This window comes from Methylocapsa sp. D3K7, assembly GCF_029855125.1.
Classification (GTDB): domain Bacteria; phylum Pseudomonadota; class Alphaproteobacteria; order Rhizobiales; family Beijerinckiaceae; genus Methylocapsa.
Genome location: NZ_CP123229.1, coordinates 2350518 through 2374694 on the forward strand (window position 1 = coordinate 2350518; position 24177 = coordinate 2374694).

At 58.4% G+C, this 24177-nt stretch carries 24 protein-coding genes and 2 pseudogenes; 11 read left to right on the forward strand and 15 right to left on the reverse strand.

The window, feature by feature from the left end; translation table 11 throughout:
* The first annotated feature begins 528 nt into the window (after positions 1–528).
* The 3 genes and pseudogenes from QEV83_RS10895 to QEV83_RS10905 form a co-directional block, all read left to right on the forward strand.
* On the forward strand, positions 529–771 hold the full coding sequence (locus QEV83_RS10895) for a sulfurtransferase TusA family protein (protein ID WP_280127768.1): 243 nt from the start codon (positions 529–531) through the stop codon (positions 769–771).
* A 252-nt stretch (positions 772–1023) separates the two neighbouring features.
* Positions 1024–1395 carry an ABC transporter permease gene (locus tag QEV83_RS10900; protein WP_280127769.1) on the forward strand — a complete coding sequence of 124 codons (372 nt, stop codon included), beginning with the start codon at positions 1024–1026 and terminating at the stop codon, positions 1393–1395.
* Positions 1341–1688, forward strand: a pseudogene (locus QEV83_RS10905) (substrate-binding domain-containing protein); the annotation flags it as partial. The gene QEV83_RS10900 and the pseudogene QEV83_RS10905, both read left to right, overlap by 55 nt.
* Positions 1689–1939: 251 nt before the next feature.
* Here QEV83_RS10905 and QEV83_RS10910 read toward each other — a convergent pair.
* Positions 1940–2104: a hypothetical protein gene (locus QEV83_RS10910; protein ID WP_280127770.1), complete on the reverse strand. Its 165-nt coding sequence runs from the start codon at positions 2102–2104 to the stop codon at positions 1940–1942.
* Here QEV83_RS10910 and QEV83_RS10915 point away from each other — a divergent pair.
* On the forward strand, positions 2096–2410 hold the full coding sequence (locus QEV83_RS10915) for a hypothetical protein (RefSeq protein WP_280127771.1): 315 nt from the start codon (positions 2096–2098) through the stop codon (positions 2408–2410). The two genes, QEV83_RS10910 and QEV83_RS10915, sit on opposite strands and share 9 nt — an antisense overlap.
* Positions 2411–3302: 892 nt before the next feature.
* Here the strand turns inward: QEV83_RS10915 and QEV83_RS10920 are convergent.
* From QEV83_RS10920 to QEV83_RS10940, 5 genes are all read right to left on the reverse strand, one after another.
* Positions 3303–3932, reverse strand: a complete 630-nt coding sequence (locus QEV83_RS10920; protein WP_280127772.1) for a redoxin domain-containing protein — start codon at positions 3930–3932, stop codon at positions 3303–3305.
* 62 nt (positions 3933–3994) lie between these two features.
* Complete coding sequence (locus QEV83_RS10925) at positions 3995–4936, reverse strand: thioredoxin family protein (RefSeq protein ID WP_280127773.1); 942 nt, start codon at positions 4934–4936, stop codon at positions 3995–3997.
* Between the two features lie 215 nt (positions 4937–5151).
* Positions 5152–6720, reverse strand: a complete 1569-nt coding sequence (locus QEV83_RS10930; RefSeq protein WP_280131029.1) for a DHA2 family efflux MFS transporter permease subunit — start codon at positions 6718–6720, stop codon at positions 5152–5154.
* 71 nt (positions 6721–6791) lie between these two features.
* The gene (locus QEV83_RS10935; RefSeq protein ID WP_280127774.1) at positions 6792–7217 is read right to left on the reverse strand and encodes an HlyD family efflux transporter periplasmic adaptor subunit; all 426 of its coding nucleotides are present in this window, start codon (positions 7215–7217) and stop codon (positions 6792–6794) included.
* A gap of 28 nt (positions 7218–7245) precedes the next feature.
* Positions 7246–7872, reverse strand: coding sequence for a biotin/lipoyl-binding protein (locus QEV83_RS10940; protein ID WP_280127775.1), 627 nt, complete (start codon positions 7870–7872; stop codon positions 7246–7248).
* Positions 7873–8006: 134 nt separating this feature from the next.
* Here QEV83_RS10940 and QEV83_RS19465 point away from each other — a divergent pair, with 134 nt between their 5' ends.
* The 7 genes and pseudogenes from QEV83_RS19465 (at position 8007) to QEV83_RS10975 (ending at position 11931) form a co-directional block, all read left to right on the forward strand.
* A complete protein-coding gene (locus tag QEV83_RS19465; RefSeq protein ID WP_348273279.1) occupies positions 8007–8312 on the forward strand; it encodes a hypothetical protein in 306 nt (101 codons plus the stop codon).
* Entirely contained in the window at positions 8309–9061 is a 753-nt protein-coding gene (locus QEV83_RS10950; RefSeq protein WP_280127777.1) for a helix-turn-helix transcriptional regulator, read from the forward strand. Before QEV83_RS19465 ends, QEV83_RS10950 begins: the two co-directional genes overlap by 4 nt.
* 93 nt (positions 9062–9154) lie before the next feature.
* Positions 9155–9433, forward strand: a complete 279-nt coding sequence (locus QEV83_RS10955) for a hypothetical protein (RefSeq protein ID WP_280127778.1) — start codon at positions 9155–9157, stop codon at positions 9431–9433.
* Positions 9434–9648: 215 nt separating this feature from the next.
* Positions 9649–10098: a hypothetical protein gene (locus QEV83_RS10960; RefSeq protein ID WP_280127779.1), complete on the forward strand. Its 450-nt coding sequence runs from the start codon at positions 9649–9651 to the stop codon at positions 10096–10098.
* Entirely contained in the window at positions 10095–10472 is a 378-nt protein-coding gene (locus QEV83_RS10965) for a hypothetical protein (RefSeq protein WP_280127780.1), read from the forward strand. The genes QEV83_RS10960 and QEV83_RS10965 overlap by 4 nt, the downstream gene beginning before the upstream one ends.
* 220 nt (positions 10473–10692) lie before the next feature.
* Positions 10693–10911: pseudogene (locus tag QEV83_RS10970) on the forward strand (Arm DNA-binding domain-containing protein); the annotation flags it as partial.
* 102 nt (positions 10912–11013) lie between these two features.
* Complete coding sequence (locus QEV83_RS10975) at positions 11014–11931, forward strand: site-specific integrase (protein ID WP_280131030.1); 918 nt, start codon at positions 11014–11016, stop codon at positions 11929–11931.
* A gap of 146 nt (positions 11932–12077) precedes the next feature.
* Here the strand turns inward: QEV83_RS10975 and tnpA are convergent, their stop codons facing one another.
* From tnpA to QEV83_RS11020, 9 genes are all read right to left on the reverse strand, one after another.
* Positions 12078–12482 carry an IS200/IS605 family transposase gene (gene tnpA / locus QEV83_RS10980; protein ID WP_280127781.1) on the reverse strand — a complete coding sequence of 135 codons (405 nt, stop codon included), beginning with the start codon at positions 12480–12482 and terminating at the stop codon, positions 12078–12080.
* Positions 12483–12529: 47 nt separating this feature from the next.
* Positions 12530–14077, reverse strand: coding sequence for an oleate hydratase (locus QEV83_RS10985; protein ID WP_280127782.1), 1548 nt, complete (start codon positions 14075–14077; stop codon positions 12530–12532).
* A gap of 93 nt (positions 14078–14170) precedes the next feature.
* Positions 14171–14368, reverse strand: a complete 198-nt coding sequence (locus QEV83_RS10990) for a hypothetical protein (RefSeq protein WP_280127783.1) — start codon at positions 14366–14368, stop codon at positions 14171–14173.
* Positions 14369–15028: 660 nt separating this feature from the next.
* Complete coding sequence (locus tag QEV83_RS10995) at positions 15029–15676, reverse strand: BON domain-containing protein (protein ID WP_280127784.1); 648 nt, start codon at positions 15674–15676, stop codon at positions 15029–15031.
* A 262-nt stretch (positions 15677–15938) separates the two neighbouring features.
* Entirely contained in the window at positions 15939–16538 is a 600-nt protein-coding gene (locus QEV83_RS11000; RefSeq protein ID WP_348273280.1) for a PPK2 family polyphosphate kinase, read from the reverse strand.
* Positions 16539–16773: 235 nt separating this feature from the next.
* On the reverse strand, positions 16774–20544 hold the full coding sequence (locus QEV83_RS11005; RefSeq protein WP_280127785.1) for a plasma-membrane proton-efflux P-type ATPase: 3771 nt from the start codon (positions 20542–20544) through the stop codon (positions 16774–16776).
* A 244-nt stretch (positions 20545–20788) separates the two neighbouring features.
* Entirely contained in the window at positions 20789–21568 is a 780-nt protein-coding gene (gene fabI / locus QEV83_RS11010) for an enoyl-ACP reductase FabI (protein WP_280127786.1), read from the reverse strand.
* A 15-nt stretch (positions 21569–21583) separates the two neighbouring features.
* A complete protein-coding gene (locus tag QEV83_RS11015) occupies positions 21584–22777 on the reverse strand; it encodes an acetate/propionate family kinase (RefSeq protein WP_348273217.1) in 1194 nt (397 codons plus the stop codon).
* Positions 22774–24174 carry a bifunctional enoyl-CoA hydratase/phosphate acetyltransferase gene (locus tag QEV83_RS11020; protein WP_280127788.1) on the reverse strand — a complete coding sequence of 467 codons (1401 nt, stop codon included), beginning with the start codon at positions 24172–24174 and terminating at the stop codon, positions 22774–22776. Before QEV83_RS11020 ends, QEV83_RS11015 begins: the two co-directional genes overlap by 4 nt.
* Positions 24175–24177 lie beyond the last annotated feature (3 nt).

A 24177-nucleotide genomic window follows, 5' to 3' on the forward strand; every position in this document is an offset into this window, starting at 1 on the left:
AGATAGAGCAACAAAACGTGACGAATAGCAAAGATGCGTAATTTCCATCCCTATTCTCTTGGCGACCTGCCAGATGGATTCGCCAGGAGCGGCCTCGACCTGCGGTCCATCGCCCGGCAAAGGCCTCACGGCATCGGCATGGTCCGGCAATGGACCGCCGCAAGAAACTCGGCGCAGCGGCGTATGTGCGTACCCTAGCGCGTAGGACGAAACGCCCAGCGTATCTTACGTCGCCACAGCCTACCCCTCGCCAAGGCGATCGGATATGGCGGAATGGCGATCGGAGCATGGATTGGCCCGGCCGCAATTCGTCCCGACGCGTTTTCAATTCCCATCTCCTCCGGCGCTATCTCCACGCAACAAGCCGCGAGCGCGGCCAGGGCTTGTGAGAGCGGCGTCAGGTGGTCGAAGCCGCACCAGCGGGCCACTTTCAGTTCGCGAAAATCACTCAAATACGCTATCCCGCTGGAACCAGAAGCCTGCATACATTACGCTTTCTGCAGCCTAGGCTTATAACAAACCGCGTGGATGACCACCAAATTGACGTCGGCCCCTCTTGATCTGCGCGGATTGCAATGCCCTTTGCCTGCGTTGCTGACGCGCAAAGTGCTCCGTAAGTTCGCGCCCGGCGAACTTCTCGTCGTCGAATGCACGGATCCACTCTCTGTTATCGATATTCCGCATCTCGTGCGCGAGACGGGCGACACGCTGGAGCGTCAGGACGCGACGGAGGGCCTCTATATTTTTCATATCCGGCGGAAAATGCCGTGAGAGGACACTGTATCGTGAGGTAAACGTTTGAATGAGGATGATCGGCCATGACCGAGGGTATTTCCGCGCTGAACCTCGTGCTCCTTGGCGATCCGGCACTTTATTCCATCGCCCGTTTCTCCCTCTTCATGAGCGTATCCGAGGTCTTGTTTGCAGCTTTTGTCGGCATGGCGTTCGTGGCCTTGCTGGCACTTGTCCATTTTCCTGGACGAGGACCTTCCTCGTCGTCATCATCAATGAAACAATGCCCTCATGGGTCTGCCTCCCGTCCTCGTTGGGCTAGTTGTTTTTCTGTTACTGTCCCACTCTGGAGCATTGGGCTTCCTTGGCATCCTCTTTATGCCGACTGCGACGATCGTCGCACAAACCCTCCTACTCCTGCCGATTGTCGCGGCCCTGACCCCGCAGACCGTCGAAGATTTTTGGATGGAATATCGTGACGAGCGGACGGCGATGCGCGTCGGGCCGCTCCGGCGCGTGATCACACTTCTATGGGACGCCCACTTTAGCCTGGTAACGGTATTGCTGGCGGGCTTTGGCCGCGCGACGGCCGAGGTCGGGTCATTGATGGTCTGTTCGGTTATTTGCTGCCGATCTTCAAGAAGAAGACCAGCATCGACGTGAAGGTGGTCGCGCGGGGCACCGGCCAAGCGCTCGATACCGCCTCGCGCAGCGATGCCGGCGTCGTCTTCGTCCATGACAGGGAGGCGGAAGAGAAATCCCTCGCCGGCGGCTTCGGCGTGCGACGCTTCCCTGTCATGTACAACGACTTCATTCTGATTGGACCGCGACGTGATCCCGCCAGTATAAAGGGAGAGAAGGACATCGTCACCGCGTTCAAGACCATCAAGGACAAGCAGGCACCATTTGTCTCGCGCGGCGACCGCTCCGGAACGAACAAAGCCGAACTCGCACTACAAAACGGCAGTCTATTCCACATTGGCCCCATCACCCGCATGGTGACCGACGCGGCCTTGCTGTTGAACATAATCGCCAAGCCCGATGTCCGCGACTGGACGAGCCTTCCCAGCGAAGACCGGGATTGGACCCTCGATCTCGACGTGGGCGTCAAAGGCTGCGTATCGGATACAGTCGGACCTTGGGTTACCTCACCGCCGATCCTGGAATCATTGCAGTCATTGACCGCGCTGTCGCGCGCTTGGCTGAGCTAGGCGCCATTGTCGATGAGGTTGATCCACGCTTTCGCGATCCCCCGTCGATCATCGACACGATCAATGCCGAGCGTGCCATCCGATTGCGCTAGGAGATCGGCGACAAAGGGCTGGAGCAGATAGATCCCGGCATACGGGCGCGCGTCGAAAGATTGGCGCAATATACACTCGAGGATATGGTGGACGCCAATGAGCGCCGGACCGAGCTTGCAATTTTGACGCGGCGTTTCCATCAGAAATACGACCTGTTGGTGACGCCGGTTCAATCCAAACCCGTTCCTAGCCTCGGAACGGCGCCGGAGATGCCTTTCGCTTTTCCGTTCAACATCACACAGCAGCCGGCGGCTTCCGTGCCGGCGATCATCGGTCCGCAATATGGCGATGCCATCGTGCTTCGCGCGTCGCGGACGTTCGAAAAGGCTCAGCCGTTCCTCACGCCGCACTTGGAGTCCCTACGCGAATTATGATGGCTCTGCGTCACTTTTCGTGCCCAAAGAGTCTTTCAAAGCGAAAACGGCATTAAGAACACGTGGCGAAACGCGTCCGCCCCAACTTTTTGCGTTAATAGTGTTATGGTTCCAAAATGGTTCCTGTGACCGTCTCAAAGTTGGGGGCGTTATGCGTCGTGACGTTGCTAGCCCTGCTTTGATCGTACGAGAACAATACATTCTTGTTCGAATGTTCCGTTTATAGCGGCCGTCCGCACTTTGAGCATGAAGTGTGCTCCTCTCGGTGACGAGCGCATTTGTTGTTTGGCCGTCATCCTACGATGCAGAAGCCTATGGACCGCGCTCTCGGTCTCCGCCGTTGACCTTGGCTCGCCGCAACGCCGCGCGGCAGCATAATTGAGAATTGAATTGCCCGGTGACATATGTCTCGAGATCACGCAAAACTCCGGTGAGCTCTTTGATGTAGACTGTGGTCAGCTGGATTTAGCGCTTAGGCGTCTCGAGTTCCTCCAAGATTTCGGTGGTCAAATTCAGAGCCCCCGTGGGCGACCGTGCCATAGCCGCCAGCGGATCCGTTCAATCTTGTTGGCAAGCAGATCGCCGCGCTGAAGGTACTCTTTTGTCCCTCGTGGCCAGCTTCATGCTGTTTGTGTAATTAAGGTCACCGCACGATTTGTACAAATTCGTACGCTTAGACCTCATTGATGAATACCTTAGTTCCATTTGCGCCGTCTTTAAAAATAGGCTCCACGATAGCGGCCATGAGACCGTCCAAACATTTGGATCCTGCCATTTTGGTTACATTCTGAAAATATTGGTCCCTTCCCTTGGCGTATGATTTTTTTACAAATTGTGCGTTCAGGCCTTATTGCTCCGGCTTTTAACATGAGCTGGCGGGAGAACCCGCGCCTCAGCTCGAATATTTGACCGAGCACCCGTAGGGGCGCGTGACCGGATGAGGAACGGGCTTGCCAGTCGCCACGGCTTCAATCGCCTCATGCGCATAGGGTTCGGCCTTTGCGATGTCCTCAATGCGGGTCGACGCAATGCTGTCTGCGCCGCCCATATAGGCGAGCTTGCCGTCCTGCTTGATTACGAAAATATGCGGCGTTGTCTCGGCACCATAAAGATGGCCGATCTTACCTAGTGGATCCAGCAGCACGCGGGCCCGCGCTGCGTCGCGGGTTGCTGTGTCTTCGTTAGCCTGGGCGGCATCGACAAATCCTTGCTCGCCTGGTGCCGAACTCGCTATGGTCAGCCACACAACGCCCAAAGTGGCGGCTTCGCGTTGCAATTTTTGCATTGCGCCGCTCGAATACCATTTTTTGACATAAGGGCAGCCGTTATTGGTCCATTCGAGCACGACCGGCTTTCCGTTCAGATCGCTCAGGTGAAGCGTTTCTCCATTGCTATCCGTGCCGGTAAAATCCGGCGCTGGCTGGCCAATATGCAGCGCTTCCGCGAGGCTCGGCATGACGGCAAGGCTCAACGCAGCGAGAGCCAAGGCCAAACTTATGAAAGGCGGGAGTAATCGGGGCATAGTAATCTCCTTTTTGTTCCTCGAATGCTGGTCTTTGCTCTATCCAACCGCTTTGGGATCCTTCAGCTGCCGGCGCGATCGAGTTCATCAAGGACAATACCGGCTGTCAAAAGCTGAGGCAGGACAATAGGCTCCCGTCTATTGGATGGATAAAACAGATAGAGGGGTACGCCGTCCCGTCCATGCTGATGCAGCAAGGCGGAGATGGCCGGATCCGCTCGCGTCCAATCGCCTTTAAGATAGGCGATATGACGAGTGGCAAATGCTTCTTGAACCGCGTCCGAAGCCAAAGCTATTTGCTCATTGATTTTGCAGGTGACACACCAGGCAGCGGTCAAATTGACGAAAACTGGGCGCCCCTCTTCGCGTAAAGTTGCGAGACTTGCAGGTGAATAAGGTTGCGCATCTCCGGCTGTTGCAACAAGCGAGGGTGGAGTGATGCCAATATCGTTCAGAAAAGCGAAGGCGATAATCACAGCAAGTCCGGCACTCGCCCGCCCAAACGCCCGAACACGCCTCTGCTGGTTTTGTGTCACACCAATCGCCCATGCCGCGAGACCAATCAGCACGAGTCCCATTGCTGCCGCCATCACGCCGTCAGGGCCAGTCTGCTGACTGATGACCCAGACGAGCCAAGCGGTGCTCGCATACATTGGAAATGCAAGCGCTTGTTTTAAGATCGCCATCCAGGCACCTGGCTTCGGCAAAAGATGGACAAGGCCGGGAATGAGGGCGAGCAGCACGTAGGGCGTTGCAAGTCCGAACCCAAGTGCAAGCAAGACCGCGAACGTAGCGGCGGAAGACGTCATGAAGGCAGCCGCGATAGCAGCGCCCATGAAAGGCGCGGTGCAGGGCGTCGCGACGAGCACTGGGAGAAAACCTGTGAAAAAACTGCCTAGTGTACCACCACGATAAGTAAGCCCACTACCCGTACCCAAGAAGCTTCCGCCGATCTCAAAAACGCCCGAAAGATTGAGGCCGATGAGCATAAGCAGGAAAGCCATGGCTGCGACAAAAACCGGTGACTGGAATTGAAAGCCTCAGCTAACAGCGGCACCCATCGCTTTCAGCAAAAGTAAGAGCGTCCCCAGCCCCGCAAAACAGAGAAGGACGCCCGCCTGGCCCTCAAGTCCATCTCGCTCTTTTTTCCATACTCCATTTTATATTGCTCAGCTTGTGGGCAAACTTCGTGCACGGAAAGTGACGCAGACCCGCGCCTTCAATGGGCTTCCGCGGGGGGTGCCATTTGGGGCGCAACTCCGCGCATTATCGGAACCAGAATGGACGCCGCCGCGAAACAGCAAGCGATCAGGAGAAAGGCATCGGCGAAAGTCTGCACTTGCGCCTCGCGCCAAGTGAGCTGCCAGAGCTTTTTTGGCACCGCCGCCCGGCCGCTCACCTCCCCGCCGCCGAGCACAAGGGCATAGCGCTGGTCGGCTATTTGCCTCATGTTTGTCATCGCGGCGTTCCCGGTCTGAAGATGTTCGGCGAGGCGCAAGAAATGCAGATTGGCACGATCGTTTAGGATCGTGCCACATAATGCGATTCCGATCGCGCCACCCAGATTGCGCATCAAATTGAAAAGCCCGGAGCCCAGTTTCAGCCGCTCAGGCGCTAGCCCGCCAAGGGTCAAAGTGACCGTCGGTGCAATCGCGAATTGCTGTGCGAATCCGCGCAGCGCCTGCGGCAGCAAAAGTTCGTGCCAGCCACAATCATGTGACAGCGGTGTATAGAACATCATGCCGAGTCCAAAACAGGCGAGTCCAAACATAAGCAGCCAGCGAAGATCGACAAATTTGGTGCAGAGAGCGTAGACCGGAACGGCGAGAAGCTGAAAAAGGCCGGTTGAGAAAATGGCGAAACTGATGTGGACGGCGTCGAAGCCGCGCACCCTCGCAAGAAACAGCGGCGTCAGATATATTGTCGAAAAAAGCCCGATGCCGGTGACAAACGAAAAGAAGCAACCCAGCGAGAAATTACGGCTCTTCAGCGCACGCAGATCGACAACCGGATTGGTGGATGTGAAGCTCCGCCAAATGAAGCCGAGGCCCGAGACCGCTGATATCATCGCGCAAATGCGAATCGACTTATCGCCGAACCAGTCCCAGCGCGGTCCTTCTTCGAGCACATATTGGAGACAGCCAAGAAAAGCCGCCATCAAGGCGATGCCAAGATAATCGGCGCGTTTCAACAGGGAAAGATCTGGCCTGTCGATCCACACCATCCGCGGCACCGCGATGGCGATAAAGGCGCCAGGAATGAGATTGATGAAAAAGAGCCAGCGCCAGGAGAATTGATAGGTAATCAAGCCGCCAATCGTTGGGCCGAGGGTCGGCGCGAGCGAGGCCAAGGCGCCGATCGCAGCCGCCGCGACGACGACTTTTTGTCCCTGGAAAAAGACGAAAGTCGTGGTGAACACGGCCGGGATCATCGGGGCGCCAAAAAGGCCCTGCAAGGCGCGGAAGACGATCATGCTTTTGATGTCCCATGCCCAGCCGCAGAGCAGGCTTATGAGCGTGAATCCGGCGGCGGAACCGGCAAATAGCCAGCGCGTCGACAGTACCTGCGCGAGAAACCCGGAAAGCGGTATGACGATGATTTCGGCGATCAGATAGCTTGTCTGAACCCAGGCAACCTCGTCCGGGCTCGCCGAAAGGCCGCCGCCAATATCCTGGAGCGAGGCGCTGACGATCTGGACATCGAGAAGGGAGATAAAGAAGCCGACGCACATGACCGCAAAAGCGAAGATCTTGCGCCCGGAAGAAAGCGCCGACGGATCAGTGGACACGGCCAACGGGCTTTCTCATCGCCCAGCCTCTTTCTCAAGCGTCCGCGAGGTTCGCGTGTCTATCTCGGCGGTCACCGAAAGGCCTGGACGTAAACGCCCGAGGACAGACCCCTCGCCATCGAGCCGGATGCGAATCGGAACGCGCTGCGCGATCTTGGTGAAGTTACCGGTCGCGTTTTCTGGCGGCAAGATACTGAACTGCGCGCCAGTTGCCTGCGCCAGGATTTCGACATGCCCGGCAAAGAGGTCTCCGGCAAAACGTCGGCGAAGATCTGCACTCTCTGACTCGGTGAAATGCGAGCGATCTGGCTTTCCTTGAAATTCGCATCCATCCAGAGGCCACGTGCTGGAACCAGCGACAGGATCTGCGCCCCTGCCGTTGCATAGGCACCAGTGCGCCCGCTGCGATTGCCGATGAAACCATCGACCGGCGCCCGCACTTCCGTGTAGCTAAGGTTCAGACGTGCAAGTTCACGCTCGGCCGCAGCCTGCCGCAACCCTGCCTCTACCTGACTTTTTGCGTGTCTATGACATTGATCTGCCGCAGTGCCGCCTGTAGGACGGCGCGCGCCTTTGCCTCGGCGGCAACAGCTTTCTTCGCCTCCGCATCCGCCTTCTCGAAGTTTTGGATGGAGCCAGCTGCGGAGGCCGCGAGTTGACGGTAGCGCACCTGGTCGCTTTGCGCCCGCGCAGTTTCAGCCACACAGGCTCAATGCTCGCACGCGCCTCGGCAATAAGGGCGTCCTGGAGGGAACGCATGGATTCGAGATTGGCAAGCTGCGCCTCCTGCATGCCAACTGCCGCTTCAGCCTTGGCAAGAGCTGTGCGATAATCGCGACTATCGAGCCGGAACAAAAGATCCCCGGCGTGCACCGGCTGATTGTCGGCCACCGCTATGTTTTCGATGAAGCCCGGGACCTTGGCAGCGATCGGGGTGATGTCGGCGCCGACATAGGCGTCATCCGTACTTTCAAGGAACCGCTTGGTATCCCACCATCCGGAGCCGAACCAGGCGGCAATCGCAGTCAGTGCCAAGGCTCCGGTGATACTCAAGCGGCGTAAGGTTCGAGGCGGCCTGGCCTCTGACCTGGAATGCGCACCTTCAGCGCCTGACACAGCCTCCGCTCTCTGGCCGAGAACGGCATCACTCACAGAGAGCTCCTCCTCTGGCCACGTTTATTCGGGCCAACGTTTGGCGCATATCTGCGCCAGATTGCTTCGTCGGCAACTGGCCCAGCGGCCAAAATGCCGGCGATGTCTCACGCGCAAAAGGCTTTTATGAGGGGATCTTCGGATGGACGTTCGATCCATGGGGGCCACCCGGCTACTATCAGATCAAGAACGCTGGCTCCGGCCTTCTCGGCGCACTTCAGGAACGGCGCGACCTCGTTCCTGGCAAGCCTGTGGTGGGTTATGAGGCGAGCTTCGGCGTCGAGGACATCAGCGCGACCATCGCTGCCGTGGAAGCGGCGGGCGGCAAGATCATTATGCAGCCCTATCACATCGAGGGCGTCGGAGAATTGATTTATTTCGAGGACACCGAAGGCAATCTCGTCGGCGCGATGCAGTACGACCCCGGGGTCTTTGATTGACTGCAAGCTGTGACGGCTACGACGTCCGGACGCTGGCGGCCCGCTATCATGCAGGTACGACCCTTGCGGCGCATCATCATGCTTGGGGGCAACTCGTTTTCGCGGCCTCTGGCGTGATGCGCGTGATTGCCGATGGTGCGGCGTGGTTGATACCGCCGACGCGCGCCATCTGGCTACAAGTCGGCGTCCGTCACACCATCGCCATGCAGGGTGAGGTCGCCATGCGGACGCATTATATCAATGTGCCTCGCGCCGCATCGCTACCGTCCTCGCCTTGCGTTCTCGAAGTCGCTCCGCTGCTTCGCGAACTGATCTTCCACATCTTGGGGATCGGAATGCTGGCAACGGATCGTATCGAACATGACCAGCTTGCCGGCTTGCTCATCGACCTCATTATCGCGGCCGGGCACGAAAATCTCATGCTGCCGCTGCCGCGCGATCCTCGCGCCCTCCGAATGGCGGAGCATTGGCAACAGCACCCGGACGACAGGCACGACCTTAGTGAGCTTGCTCAGAAGACCGGGGCGAGCCTTCGCACCTTGCAACGTTTGTTTCCACGCGAAACGGGATTCACGCTTGAGGCTTGGCGACAAAAAGCGCGCTTGATCCACGCGGTTGCGCAACTAGCAGCCGGAACGAGCATGACCAATGCGGCTCTCGATTGCGGCTATCAAAGCGCTGCGGCTTTCGGAGTCGCCTTTTCTCACCAATTCGGCGTGTCCCCGGCGCGCTACATCACACGGCGATAACGACCGACCGAGCTGGTTGACAAGATCGACGAGGTTGAAGAACCGTCCCCTGGCGCGCGTGCGGATGGACGTCGAGGCGACAGCGATGCAGAGATGGGTTTTGCCGGTTCCGGTGCCGCCGATGAAAATCGCATTGGGTTTGGCGTCGAGGAAAGTACAGGTGGCGAGTTCGCGAACTTGCCCTTCATCGACCGGCGTATCAGCGAAGACAAACTTGTCGTGATCTCTAGGAACCTGGAACTTGGCTCCTGCGATGCGATAACTGATCGAGCGCGTCTGATGGTGAGTGAGTTCAGCCCGCAACAGGTAGGCGCACGTGACACCGATAGTGTCCGTACGATCTCCTTGATCGGCCGCTGCTGCTCAAAATAGGCGCGACGTATCTGGGGCCGATCAGGTCCACGCCTATCATCCCCCCAACACCCTTCCCAGCCCATCGGGGCCAAAGGGAAGAATGCCGACACAAGACGTCAGGAGGGGTTCGAATTGGACGCGAAATCACCCCTCACGGGGTCATTCTTGCGTGTGAATTTGTATCCTCGTCGCTGAGCACGCCGCGCGCATCGATGCCGAGGCAAAGGCTGCCAGTGCCGAATTACGTGCGAATTTGCACTCGGCAAAGCGCCACCAAGATCAAGCGAGATGGCGACGGTCAGGGAGGTGAAAACCACTTCCGTGAACGCCGGTGCCCGAAATATTTGCTCTCCAATCTGACCAAATGCGCCTGCTACGGGGGTAGCTATTTGATGATCTCCGCCGATCTCATCGGCTGCGACAATCGGACGAACATTCGCCGGGATCGGCTGGGAGCGCGTGCTCAACGCGCTGCGCTTTCACATGATGGACCCGGTATGGAACCCGAGTTGTTCAAGGAGTTCTGTCACGAGTTCACTCGCGAGGTGAACCGGCTGCGGATCGAGCGCGGAGCGGGTCTCACCGCCATACGAGACGAGCTTCTCCGCATCGGACGAAAACTCGGAAAGTTGCTGGCTCTATTAAGGCTAGTGGTCCGATCGAAGCCATCGTCGAGGATATGAAGCGGCTCGATGCCCGAAAGGTGGAGTTGAAGGGCCAGCTTGCGAATGCGAAAGAGCCGCCGCCTCACCCGCATCCGAACATGGCTGAGATCTACCGCCAGCGGATCGCGGCACTCTATGAGAGCCTGCAGAACGAGGATGGGAAGGCCGAGGCGGCGGAAGCCTTCTGCGCGTTGGTCGATCAGGTGACGCTTGTTCCCGACGAGGCCGAGCTAGCGATCGTGCTGCGCGGCGACCTAGCGGCGATCCTGCGGATCGCCGCAAACAAGAAAAACCCCGACGTCCTTGCGGAAGCCGGGGTTTTAGGTGCCTCGCTTTCGCAAGAATCGGTGGTTGCGGGGACAGGATTTGAACCTGTGACCTTCAGGTTATGAGATAGTCAAGGCCACTTTACTCTGCTCTACGATGTTGCCGTAAATGGCCGCCTATTGTTACATATGTATCTGAATTAACTTGATTTTTATACCCGTCCTAACCAACCTCTTCCTACGACATCAAACGCCATGACTTGCGTCGGGGCGCTTCCACGGCGCTTCCACGGAATAAGAAGGCGCCCCGCTGGGTCTGGGTGGGGATCATGCTGAAGGATGGACAGTGCAGAAACTGAAACTCACAAAACGCACAGTCGAGTCCCTCAAGGCTAATGAGAAGGACTACATAACCTTCGATTCTGAGCTACCGGGGTTCGGCGTGCGCATCATGCCCAGCGGAAAGCGCTTTTTCCTTATTCAATATCGTCGGCATGGAAGAACGCGACGGGTCATGATGGGACAATTCGGCCCGGTGACAGCCGAAAATGCTCGAAGGGAGGCGACCCGTCTCCTCGGGCAGGTACGCGGCGCCGGCGGCGATCCGGCGGCACTACGGGATGCCGAGCGCCTGGCAGCAACGGTCAAGGATCTCGGTCAGCGATTCTTGAAGCAGCATGTCGCGACCCGATGTAAACCCTCGACGCAAGGCGAATATCGCCGTTCGGTCGAGCTGTTCATAGATCCCTTCTTTGGGAATCAGCGGGTCCGTTCGGTGCAGCCAGCCGACGTCGCCGAGTTGGTGGGAGCGATGGCCCATATTCCATATCAATCCAACCGGACGCTCGGCGTTCTTTCTAAAATGATGAATCTCGCCGAGATATGGGGGATGAGGGATCGGCATACCAATCCGTGCGAGCTCATCGAGCGCTACCCAGAGCACAAGCGTGAGCGGTTCCTTTCGGGCAAAGAATTGCAGCGGCTGGGAACCGTCTTGGCCAAGGCCGAAGCCGAGCAAACGGAAAGCCGATATGCCGTGGCGGCGTTTCGGCTACTTCTTCTAACAGGATGTCGCCTGTCCGAGATTCAGAAGCTCGAATGGCGGCATGTCGACACTGAAAGCGGGGAACTGCACCTGCCCGATAGCAAGACGGGCGCCAAGACCGTCCATCTGGGAAAATCTGCTTTCGACGTTCTGCGTGACCTGCCGCGTGTGGCCGAAAACCCGTACGTCATCGTCGGCAAGCGAGAAGCATCGTATTTGACAGATCTTCAACATCCTTGGCGGCGCATGCGCGCAGCGGCAGGTCTTGAAGGGGTGCGCATTCACGATCTGCGGCACACCTTCGCCTCAGGTGGTCTCGCGGTCGGCGAAGGATTATCGATGATCGGTAAGCTTCTCGGCCACACACAGATCCAAACGACTGCCCGCTATGCGCATCTTGCGTCGGATCCCATGAAGGCCGCTGCCAATAAGATCTCCGATCGGCTCGCCTCGGCATTGTCCAGTGCGCTCGAAGATCTCAGCCCGAAAGAACTTGTGTCTGAGCAGCTGGCTGAATCGGCGAGCGCGCAGTTTCGATAAACCTTATCGAGTCTATACGAGTTAGAACGATACATCTTTGGGGGTTTGAGTCGGAGGCGCGCTACACCGCAAGACCCACTATGGAGAGCGCATTGTTTTGCTACTGGAGGGAAGCTGCATAAAATAAAATAAAATAAACTGAATAACTACCGTCTGACGCCGGTAGGTTCGTGCTCTTGAAGATACTGAAGTATGACATCGTCCGTGATGTTGCCGCTGGTGGTGAAGAAATAGCTCCGAGCCCAGAAATGCCGTCCCCAGTAGCACTTCCGCAAGTCCGGAAACTCCATCTGGACCCGATGCGATGACCGTCCCTTGACGCGCCGCACGAAGTCGCTGACGGTAATATGCGGCGGAATTTCCACGAACATATGAACATGTTCTCGCGACAAAACGCCGGATACGATCTGGACGCCCAGTTCTTTGCACCGGATAATCGTTCGTATCCGCTCCCGCAACGCGCCTTCCAGCACCTTGTAGCGACACTTCGTGATCCAGACGATGTGATACCGATGGTGAAAAACCGTGTGACTCCCGCTTGTGTAGCTCATAGGCTGGCTCCTTAAAATGGACGTTTCCCCCTTCGCGGGCGTCCATTTTAAGGAGCCAGCCTATGACCAAAAAAACGGCTAAAGCCTCTTCCCGTCTGAAGACGGGGGTTTAAATCCAAAAAACTGACAATAAAATAGGGTCGGTCGCTTGAGTCGCCCCATTCGGATGGCTTCGGGACCGGTGCCTCTTCATAGCAAATCTCCCAAAGGAATTGGCTGGTGATGAATGGCATCAAACATGGAATGCAGATGCTGGTCTCTAGGATCATGGACACCTCCGCCTCGATGCGTAGATGACCCAGGACTTCGGTCATGATCTCGCGGCCGGTGCAGGCCGACATTGGCTTCTGAATGAAATTTCCGGGCTCATCGACGGATAGGCCGTAGCCCCAGAAGACGCTGACGTCATCGGGCTGTCCAATGAAATGCGGCTGATGCGGGATGACGATCGAAGCAAGCCAGTTGGATTGCGGGAAGGTGATCAGCCCGCCCTCCCCAGCCACGTTGCCAGTGAAGTCCCGGACGATGCGCAGGAAGGTCGGATCATGCAAAGTCGTAGTGAACGACACCCATTTAGACTCGTCGACATGATCGGCGAAGGCCGAGGGACGTCCGAACTCGGGCCGGTCCAGAGCGATTTTTTCCCAGAGCGTCCAGGCGCCGACGTTTTCCTTGCAGTTGAGCACGGGCGCCACGTCCATGGAACCAAGGCTTGACGCTTCGGTCATCGAACCCAGCGTAACCAAAACAAAGTCGTTTGCACCTACCGCGATTTCACCAGACCTTCCATCCAGCTCAAAGTCAATACGCTTCACCGTCTTCTTGCCGTCGTGATCGCTAAGTCCAAGGTCAGTGACGCGGGTGTTAAATTCAAAGCGAACTCCACGCTCGTCGAGCCATCTCTGGAGCGGCCGCACCATCGAATCATATTGGTTGTAGACGGTGCGCATTATTCCCTGCAGGCGGTCGAAGCCAGCCACCATATGAGCGAACCGCACCAGATAGCGTTTGAACTCGACCGCACTATGCCACGGCTGGAAGGCGAATGTTGTGCACCACATAAACCAGAAATCGGTCTCGAAGAATGTGGGATCGAACTGATCAGCTATGCTGGTCCTGCCGAGCATAGCTTCAGGCTCCAACGCTAGACGCTCGATCGTCAAGATGTGCTTTTCGCTGAGGCCAAATTTGGGAGCCGTCTGCCGGTGGCCGTCCTGGACGAGACGCGATTTGGAGGAGGTCTTTAGCGTCTCGTTCCACGCGAAAATCTCCTGCGTGACCGTCTTGCTATTGTCGAGCGTGGGAATGGAGGAGAATAGCTCGAAGGTGCTGAGGTACTTGCTCTCGAGCATACGGCCTCCCCGCAAAACATAGCCCTGTTCGGGAGCGCCGGAACCATCGAGGCTCCCGCCGATCACATCTAGCTCTTCCAAGATCGTGATATTGCACCCCGGAATGTCACCATCGCGAATCATGAATACGGCGGCGGCCAGGGATGCGATTCCAGAACCGACAAGATAGACTTTGACAGTGCTCTGATTAGGCTCTTGTCTGGGCAAAGGCGAAGGATTGGAGGCGTTGTTCGCGCGTGCCATGAAAAACTCCCAAGCTCATCGTCTTGTCGAAAGTGAAACCGCTGGGGCGCTAGGGTCCGGACCCTAGTGCGTCCCGGCGACTGAGTGTTCGGCCTACGGATGAACGCCAGCACTCTTGGCTTGTGCAGCAATCGACGCCTTGTGTGCTTCATCAGAATGAACACATGCCTTAGTGGCGTGCTCTAGACCTGCTTTATCGGTGTTCTTGCCGTGACATTCGGCGGCGCTGCGGTGAGACTTGGCTGCCGCTTCATGACATTCGGCGGCCTTAACATTATGATCTTGGGGCATGGTTTCTCCTCAGTCGCTGGAAGTGGCGACGCATCTCACCCTACGATCCAACGATCCATCGAAGGAAGACTCGGAAACTACTCAGGCCGCCCGGTCTTCTAAAAATCGGCGGTACTCGGAAGCAGGAGGGCGCTCGAGCTCCTGGCAAGATTGTGCGGCGCCTTCAAACCGGCCGACACGGAAATCAGCAATCGACTGATCGGTCTGGTTAGAGCGGTTGCGTCAAAGCCAATTTTGCACGCCGGATCACACTCTGGCATCACAAAAAATCTGCCAGTGGCCGTTCTTTGACGACGCGGCCATCACGGCGTAAGCGCAAATAAGTTACGTGAAAACGCCCCCCGGCCGCAGAGGCCGACCACTCTTTAGCTTTCCGCCATGCGTTGGTATCGTTTTCGGCGTCAAATGTCGGGCCTGGATCAACCTGGTTCTCCCCGGCCCTGGTCCAGTATTGATCAGCGACATAGCGCAACATGGTTTTCTCCGTTGCCATAGCAGGGGAATCGGAGCCGTGCGACCGCTTGTCAATTGCATCAAATTTCAAACTGAGACACTATCCGTGAAAGATTTCTTGCGCCCATTCTCAAACCCCGCAATGCCTGCTGTAGCGGTCACCAGTCCCACCAACCCAACTCATCGCGTTGGTGGGAACCGGCTTATTCAGCTGACGGAGATGTCGTTTTCCACAGAGGTCGTGCCGGGTGCGGCCCAGGCGGTGTAGCCCGCCTCGTCCCGTTCGTACCAGGATTCTACTGTCCCTGTCAGTGTCACTTTCCCACCCCGCGCGGTCACGTTGATTGTCGCAGGGTCGAACCACGACCGGTCCAGTGCGACCATGATATCGTCCCTAATCTTTGACGTATTCGGCTTCGGCTTGATGATGATTTCGTTGGAGACGCCAACGACGCCCCAAAGTCCGCCAACATCATCTGCGGCAGCCTCTTGCTGGTAGTGCCAATCGACTTCGCCGGTGAGGGTGACCCAGCCTTTTTCCACTTTCACCTTGACGGCGTCTTTTGGAACGCTCGAGTCCCATTTCAAACGATTGACCGCCGCAGAAGCAATTTCCTCGTCGCCATGCTTTACGTTGAAGGGTAGCCGAACCTCGAGTTCCTCGACGACCGCCTTGACGTCCTTAACCCGGCGCGTAGCCTTCTCTGCCGCAAACTTCTCCGAATAGCTCTCGACGTGACCCATGAGAGCCACCACGCCATCTTTCGCGGTAACACCGATGTGAGCCTCATTTACACTCGGCTCCCACTTCAGCTCGTCAAGCGCGGCCTGTTTCAGCTGCTTGTCATCAGACATTGTTTTCTCCCGGTTTGATATAGAACTTAGGACGCCGAGAAGGATATCGGCTGGCGACCGTGCGGGGTAGGCTCGGAAACTACTCAACGGGGCCGATGACGATTGGCGCCCGACATGAGCTGCCGCTTCCCGCAGCAGCCGATAAGGGAAGCTTTGGATATTGCGTATATGGATATCAGTGCATGCGGCCTTTGGTGATCGCACCACCGCCTCACGGGCCTTTTGCCGAGCCGACAGTTGATCGGCTCTCGGGCGTCATTTCTCAATTTGTGAGCTGCTTGCGGATTTCCAGCAATTCTTGACGGCGCTCGTCGGTCGTCTGTGGATAGCTCATCCCAAGACCTTGGAGTGTATCAAGGAAGATTTGGGATACGATCAGCCGGGCATTCTCTTTGTCGTCAGCGGGAACGACATACCAAGGCGCGTCCCGAGTGCTTGTCGCGCTGAGGCATTCCTCATACGCCTTTATATAGTGCTTCCAGTATTTCCGCTCCGCGATGTCCGCAAGGCTGAACTTCCAGTTCTTCTCCGGCTCGTCGATACGCGCCAGGAAACGCTTGCGCTGCTCTTCCTTCGAGAGGTGGAGGTAGAATTTCACGATGCGAGTTCCGTTGACATGGAGATGTCTTTCCAAATTCGCGATCGAACGATACCAGTCGTGCCAGATCGCCTTGTCGTCGTCTGGCACGTCCGGGATGGCTTCGCTGTGGAGAATCTCGGGATGTACTCGGACGATCAACACCTCCTCGTAATAGGATCGCTTGATGATGCCGATCCGCCCGCGCTCCGGTAGATCACGAGTGGTGCGCCAGAGAAAATCGTGTTGCAGTTCGGTACGACTCGGATGTTTGAAGCTGAAGATCTGGTAGCCTTGTGGATCGACTTATACACAGGCTCCACTTTGGTCGGCCACTTCCCAAGATCATCTTCGTCGGCTTCCTTCACGCAAAAGTCTTTTGAATTAATTATCATTTCCATCCTTTCGGCGGTGATGGCCGCATGGTTAGGGTCGGTACATTTGAAAGTCTCCTCCTTCTAAACCTGCCGGTCTGCATGGACCCGTCCGAAAGCCTTCTCGGGTCTGCCGCGTCTATAATTCACTGGGTTACTCGGCTGCCGCTTTCGCTGACAATCAGATCATCACCTGGCTTCAGGTCGCCTTTTACAATTTCCGTGAAGGCGCCGTCCTGGAGACCGAGTTGGACTGGAACTGCTGTCGGTCTTCCCTCGCGCAGGATCCAGACCTGCTGCCAGTCGTTCAGCGGCGTCCTGGCGCCGGAGTTGCCATTCGGAGCTGCGCGGCCAGCGGGCGAATAGCGCAGCGCCTGATCCGGCGCGCGAAGAACGGCGTCGTGTCTGTCGAGGACGATCTTGATCGTCGCTGTCATGCCTGGTTCGAGCAACAGTTCCGGATTTGACGCCGTGATGACGACGTCACTGGCTAAGATGTTCTGGATAGTCTGCGGCGATGGGCCAATTTTCGTCACCTCGCCGATAAAAGGACGCTTTGGGACAGACTCGACCGTGAATGAGGCTTTGTCGCCGAGTTTAATTTCGTCAATGTCGTTCTTACTGACATTGGCGTCGACACGAATGACGGTGAGATCCGCTGCGATGAGGAAGAGCGGCGCCGTCTCTGAGCCCGCAAGGACTGTCTCGCCTATTACGGCGTTGCGCGAGACCACTGGCCCATCAATCGGCGAAACGATATTGGTATAGCCGAGGTTAATCTCGCCGGCATGAAGCGCCGCTTCAAGCTCTGCGACCATTGAATCGTCAAGTTTAGTCTGCGTCTGCGCCTGCTCATAGGCCCTGCGCGACTTGTCGAGTGCTTTCAGGGAAATAGCCCGGCGCTTCGATCGAGCCTCATGGTGTTCGAAGGCCGCTTTCGCGTAGGCGAGATCCCTTTTCTCCTTTTCGAGACGATCCTCGGCTGCCGCCAGATCGGCGTTGGCCTGATTCACCACGGTTTCATAGGGGCGCGGGTCGATTTTCGCGCAGATCTGGCCCGTCTTCACTTTCGTGTTGGCGGCGCAATGAAGCGCCTGAATCACGCCGGACACGCGAGCGCTTACCGGCACAGTCGCGATAGGGACGACGACGCCGCTTGCGGTCACGCTGCGGATAATTGAGCCAAGTTCGATCTTCTGGGTCGCGTAGTGAACGGTGGCAGTGCGATGAGTCGCCCAATAGAACCAGCCACCGCCGCCGCCGAAAGTCAGAGCGACGAGGGCGACGGCGGCGGCCGGTATTCGCCAATGGGCAGAGACCCAACCGACAGCCGCCTGATCTGCCATCGCCCCTGGTTGAATCTGTCCGAGTTCGGGCGATCCGGCCGCCACGCGCGGATGTCTCGCTTCGATCCAAGCCCGACCGGCTCGTGTCCTTACTGAACCGGCTTTGACTGGATCGAGAATCTGATAGGCGAGCAATTTCACACGGTCGTTCACGAGGAACCAAGCGACGGCATACCCCCAAACGAACAGTGACCAACCCCAGCCGAGGGGTGTCATAAACAGCCCATAAACCGCGATCAGAGTCGCCAGTACTTGCGTACCGAGCACCGCTACCCAAAGAACCCGAGCGGGACGTATGGACCAGAATGGGCCGCGCGTGCGGGTCAAAAAGATAGTTAGATGTCCAGCCACCGACAGCTTCAGATACATCAGCGTCTGGATGTGTGCGCGGTCGAGCCGGAATACGCGCTCGCCAAGATAAAACAGGCCAAACGCGGACACGACCCCGACGACGCCCAGCACCGTTGCGATCCCCAGCACCAGGCGCATATTCCAGGCCTCTGGCTGATTTTTGTAATGAACGTTGTCATAGGCAATGGACAGGATGGCGCCGTCGTTGAGCAACGCCAGCATCACGATCATCACCGCCGTCAGCGGATAAAAGTTAAAGATCAGAATGGACAGAGTCATGAACAGAAGCACGCGCAGCGTCTCGGCGATGCGGTAGATCGCGTAGCTGTTCATCCGCTGGAAAATCTTCCGGCTCTCCTTGATCGCGTCAATAATGACCGACAGTCCGGGCGTCATCAGCACGATGGCTGCCGCTGCGCGCGCCGCGTCCGTCGCGCCGGAAACGGCAATACCGCAGTCGGCTTTCTTCAGCGCGGGGGCATCATTCACCCCGTCGCCGGTCATGCCGACGATGTGGCCGCCTTGCTGCAGGACATCGACAATGTGGAATTTGTGTTCGGGGAATACCTGGGCAAAGCCATCCGCCTTCTCGATCGATTCCGCCAGCGCCGCCGTCTCGTGACGGTTCGTGTCGCCAAAGCCGCTTGCGTCGAGGATATTCGCGCCCATCCCTAGTTTCTTGGCGGTTTCCCGGGCAATGGCCAGTGCGTCACCGGTAACCATCTTGACGAAAACGCCCATCTGCCGCGCGGTCGCGATGGTCGCCTTGGCATCGCCCCGTGGCGGATCGAACAGAGGTAACACACCGAGAAACTGCCATTTGCCGTCTCCCTCGGCCCGCGCCACGCCCAAGGAACGAAAGCCGCGCGCCGCGAAGTCATTGACAGCTTTCTCGGCAGCGGACTTCACCTGTGCGGCATTGGCCGATAGCTTCAAGATCACCTGCGGCGCGCCCTTGGCGACCTTGAACTCCTTTCCGTCCACGTCTTTCACGGTGGCTTCGGTGCGTTTATGCACGGGATCGAACGGCTGGAAATGTATAACCTCGTAGCCCTTCAAGGCCTGATCATTTTTCAGGCCGCCCAGCACGGCCAAGTCGATGGTGTCTTTATTGTCTGCACGCGACGCGAGAGCGGCATTCAGGATGACTTGATCGGCAGGCATATCGTTGACGCTGAACGGATCGCCCAGCGTCAACTTGTTCTGGGTCAGCGTGCCCGTCTTGTCCGAGCACAGTATGTCCACACCGGCGAGTTCCTCGATGGCCGACAACCGGGTCACAATCGCCTCTTTTTTGGCGAGGAGGCGTGCCCCGACCGCCATGGTCACTGAGAGCACCGTGGGCATCGCTACGGGGATTGCGGCCACGGTCAGCACCAAGGCGAACTGCAGTGTTGTGAGAACGGGGTCGCCGCGGAAGATCGCCACGGCAATAATCACCGCCACCAGAAGCACCGCGAGAATGATCAGATAATTGCCAATCTTCAGCACAGCACGTTGAAAATGACTGACTGTGTGCGCCTCCTGCACTAGTTGCGCTGTCTTGCCGAAGTAGGTGTTCGCACCCGTGGCGTAGACCAGCGCGCCGATTTCACCCTGACGAATGATCGAACCGGAAAACACGGCATCGCTCGACTTGCGCGTGGCAGGCAATGACTCTCCCGTCAGAGCCGACTGATCCACTTCCACCGGATCGCCTTCTAGCAAGCGCGCATCCGCCGGAACGATGTCGCCCAGGTGCAATTGGATGACGTCGCCCGGCACCAAATCACGCGCTGCCGGGTTGATCCACTTCCCATCCCGTTTCACCGTCGCCTTAATCGCCAGCTTTGCCTTCAGAGCAGCGATGGCGTTGCCTGCCTGGTGTTCCTCCCAGAATCCGACGACAGCGTTGGCCAGAAGCAGAAGGAGAATGATGACAAAATCCGGCCAATGCCGGGCTACCGCCGAAAGGAGCACGGCCGCTTCGATTATCCACGGGATAGGACCCCAAAAATAGGTGAGGAATTTCAGAAACGGATTGGTCTTTTTATCTTCAATCTCGTTGGGCCCATATTGGGTCAGGCGCTTCTGCACCTCGGCTTGACTGAGGCCGTCCGCAGACGAACCCAACTCTTTCTCCACGTCTGGCATGGGCAAGGATTTTAGGTCATGGTTTCCATCCAGGTTCGATTCCCGCTTGGATATGGGAGCCTTGGTCTGGTTCGCATTGCGTTCCATGGCAGCTGTCCCGTCTGTTGATGATCTGCCCGATGCCACAACCAAACTTACGTTCTCACCGTTTGTTGCGTCGCGAGCAGCCCGGGCTGTGGAGACTTCGTAGGGCCGTGCTTGCCCAGCGACCTTGCTCTGAATGGTTGCGGCCAGCACAGGACACGACTTCCGGCGGCAAGGGTTTGTTGGTGCGGGGCCTATGGAGCAGCCCGAGGCAGCGTCGTCGTCAAACGGCGCATTGAGACTCCTCTTATGCGATCGCGTGTTGCCCGCCATCCACGGGAATGATCGTGCCGGTGATGCGGCGTGCGCCATCGCTGACCAAGAACGCAGCCAGAGCGCCGACGTCATCGACGTCCACCAACTGGTGCTCGGGAGCAGCGGCGGCCTCCGCCGCCAGCAGTTCATCGAAGCGGTCGATCCCGCTAGCGGCTCGGGTACGGATAGCCCCAGGAGAGATCGCGTTGGCGCGGATCCCTTTTGGTCCTAGTTCGGCGGCCGTGTAGCGCACCGCGCTTTCCAGCGCCGCCTTCACCGGACCCATCAGGTTGTAATGCGCGACCACTCGTTCCGAACCATAGAAAGTCACAGTCAGCAACGAGCCTCCAGCCGTCATCAGCGGCTCGGCCAAATGCACCATGCGTAGGAAGGAATGGCAGGACACGTCCATGGCCAGAGCGAACCCTGCGGCAGTGCAATCCACCACGCGGCCGTGCAGATCGTCTGCGGGTGCGAAAGCGATGGCATGCAACAGAAAGTCCAATTGGCCCCATTCTGTGCGTATCCGCTCGAATACCGCATCCAATTGACCAGGGATGCGCACATCGCAGGGCAGCAGCAATTTGCAGCCCAGGGAGTCGGTGACCGGACGGACATACGGCAGCGCTTTGTCGTTCAGGTAGGTTGCCGCGAGGTTGGCGCCTGCAGCGAAGAACGCGCGCGCACAGCCAGCGGCGATGCTGGCCTCATTGGCAATGCCGACGACGAGCCCGCGCTTGCCGGCCAGGCTGGTTGCAAGGGGAAGATGCATCAAAGATGACTCCTGTCAGTTATGTTCTTGGTCGTTAAGGGTCGTCTGCGTGTGGCGTGCGATCATCACTTCCTCATCCGTCGCGATGACTCGTACTTCGACTGTACTGTTCGGAGTGCTGATATGAGAGGTGCCGGCCGCATTGGCGGCACTGTCTAGGCGAAGGCCAAGCCAGGATAGGCGAGCGCATACGGACGCCCGGATCTCAGGTGAATGCTCGCCGATGCCGGCGGTGAAGACCAGACCGTCCAGCCCACCCAACGCACTGACCAGCGCGCCTGCTTCAATGGCAATGCGATAGGTGAACAGTTCGATCGCGTCGCGCGCGTGCGGATTGTTGCTTGCGAGCAAAACGCGGACGTCGCCGCTGATGCCGGATACGCCGAGCAGACCGGATCGGTGGTAGAGCATGTCTTCGATATCGGCGAAACTGTGCCCCTGGCGGCCAAGATAGAGAATCACGCCGGGATCAAGGCTGCCACAGCGGGTTGCCATGACCAGCCCGTCAAGCGCACTGAAGCCAGTGGTCGTGGCGATACTGACGCCGTCCTTGAGCGCACAGAGGCTGGCGCCGGAGCCGAGATGCGCGGCGATCACACGGCCTCGCGCCAGGGCAGGAGACCGCTGCATCAGACAGCTAGCGATGTATTCGTAAGACAGGCCGTGAAAGCCGTAGCGGCGAACGCCTGCCGCCGACACTGCTCGCGGAAGGGCGAATCGCGCAGCCACCGGCGGCAGTGTGTGGTGGAACGCGGTGTCAAAACAGGCGACCTGCTTGAGCGATGGCCGGGCGGCGGCGATCGCATGCATCGGAGCGAGGTTGTCGGGCATATGCAGTGGATCGAGCGGCGTCAGGGCCTCAAGTGCCGCCAGTAGCGCGGGTGTGACGACTTCGGGGGCGATATGGTCCGCACCGCCGTGAACGACACGGTGGCCGACAGCGGCTAGCCCATCGCGACCAATATGAGTGTCGGCAAATTCCAGCAATGTGTCGAGGGCGACGGCGAACGGAAGCGTGGTACCTGCCGGCCAGTGTCTCTCGGCCAATAGGGAACCGGCGGCGTCACGCGCGAGAAGGTGAGGCGCTGCATCTAAATCCTCGATCTCACCGCGTGCGGTGGCTTCTAAGCTGGTGGTGCCGTCGAATATCGCGAATTTCAGGCTGGACGAACCGGCGTTCAACGTGAGGATTGATCCAGTCACGCTCATCCACGGCCTACCCGAGCCAGCAGCACCCCCAACGCGCAGGACGCCAGGCGGGTGCTCGCGCTGTCGGCGCGGCTGCTCAGGATGATCGGCACACGAGCGCCCAGCACCACGCCGGCTGCCTCCGCCCCGGAGAGAAAGGTGAGCTGCTTGGCCAGCATATTGCCAGCTTCGAGATCGGGAACCACCAGAATGTCCGCCCGGCCGGCAACTTGCGAGACGATGCGCTTCTCTGCAGCGGCCGCCTCATTGATCGCGTTGTCAAAGCCGAGCGGGCCATCCAGCAGGCCTCCGGTGATCTGCCCACGCTCGGCCATCTTGCACAGCGCCGCGGCATCGAGCGTCGAGGGCAGCCGGTCGCTGACGGTCTCCACCGCGGCGAGAATGGCCACGCGGGGTTGCGTAATGCCCATGACATGAGCGAAGTCGATCGCGTTCTGCACGATGCCGACCTTCTCTCTCAGCGTCGGCGCAATGTTGATGGCTACGTCCGTCAGCAGCAAGGGTCGTGGATAGTCCGGGATGTCCATCAGATAGGCATGACTGATATGCCGCGCCGTGCGCAGGCCGGTCTGCGAAGCGACGACCTCATGCATCAGCTCCTGGGTGTGCAGATCGCCCTTCATCAGCAGTGCGACTTCGCCGGAGCGGGCAAGCGCGACCGCTTGGGCCGCAGCGGCGCTGCCGTCATGTGCATCAATCAGGCGGACAGCGGAAATGTCCACCCCTGCCGCCGTGGCGACCTCCTGGATGCGTGCCGCCGGCCCGATCAGGATCGGCACGATCAGCCCCGCCCTTGCCGCGTCGAGGGCGGCCAGCAACGAGGCGGTATCGACCGGATGCACAACCGCCGTCACCACCGGGGCACCGCCAGCGGCGCGGGCCAGGATAGCGGTCGTGCCATCGTGACGGCCAACCCGCACATAGGGCAGCGTGACACGCTTACGTCGAACCTTCACGTTTGGCGCCCGCGTGAAGGCGGTCCCGGTGATTACGGATTCGCCGTGCTGGTTGGCGCACACGCAGTCAAGCGTTACGTCACCTTTTTCCGGCTTCTTCTCGCGCACCGTCACTGTCGCAGTGATGGTGTCGCCAATAGAAACCGGACGGCGGAAGCGCAGATTCTGGCCGAGATAGATCGTCCCCGGACCCGGCAGCTTGGTGCCGAGTACGGCGGAAATCAGCCCCGCCCCCCACATGCCTTGGATGATGATATGGTGGAACATGTCCGTTTCGGCGTAGGCGGGATCGACATGCGCAGGGTTCACGTCGCCTGTGACGGTCGCGAAGAGGTCGATGTCGCGCTGTGTTACGGTGTGCGACGAGCTGGCCGTCTCGCCGAGCGTCAGTTCGTCGAAGGTCCGGTTCTCGATGTAAGCGTCAGCGGCTTTGTCCAACATCGC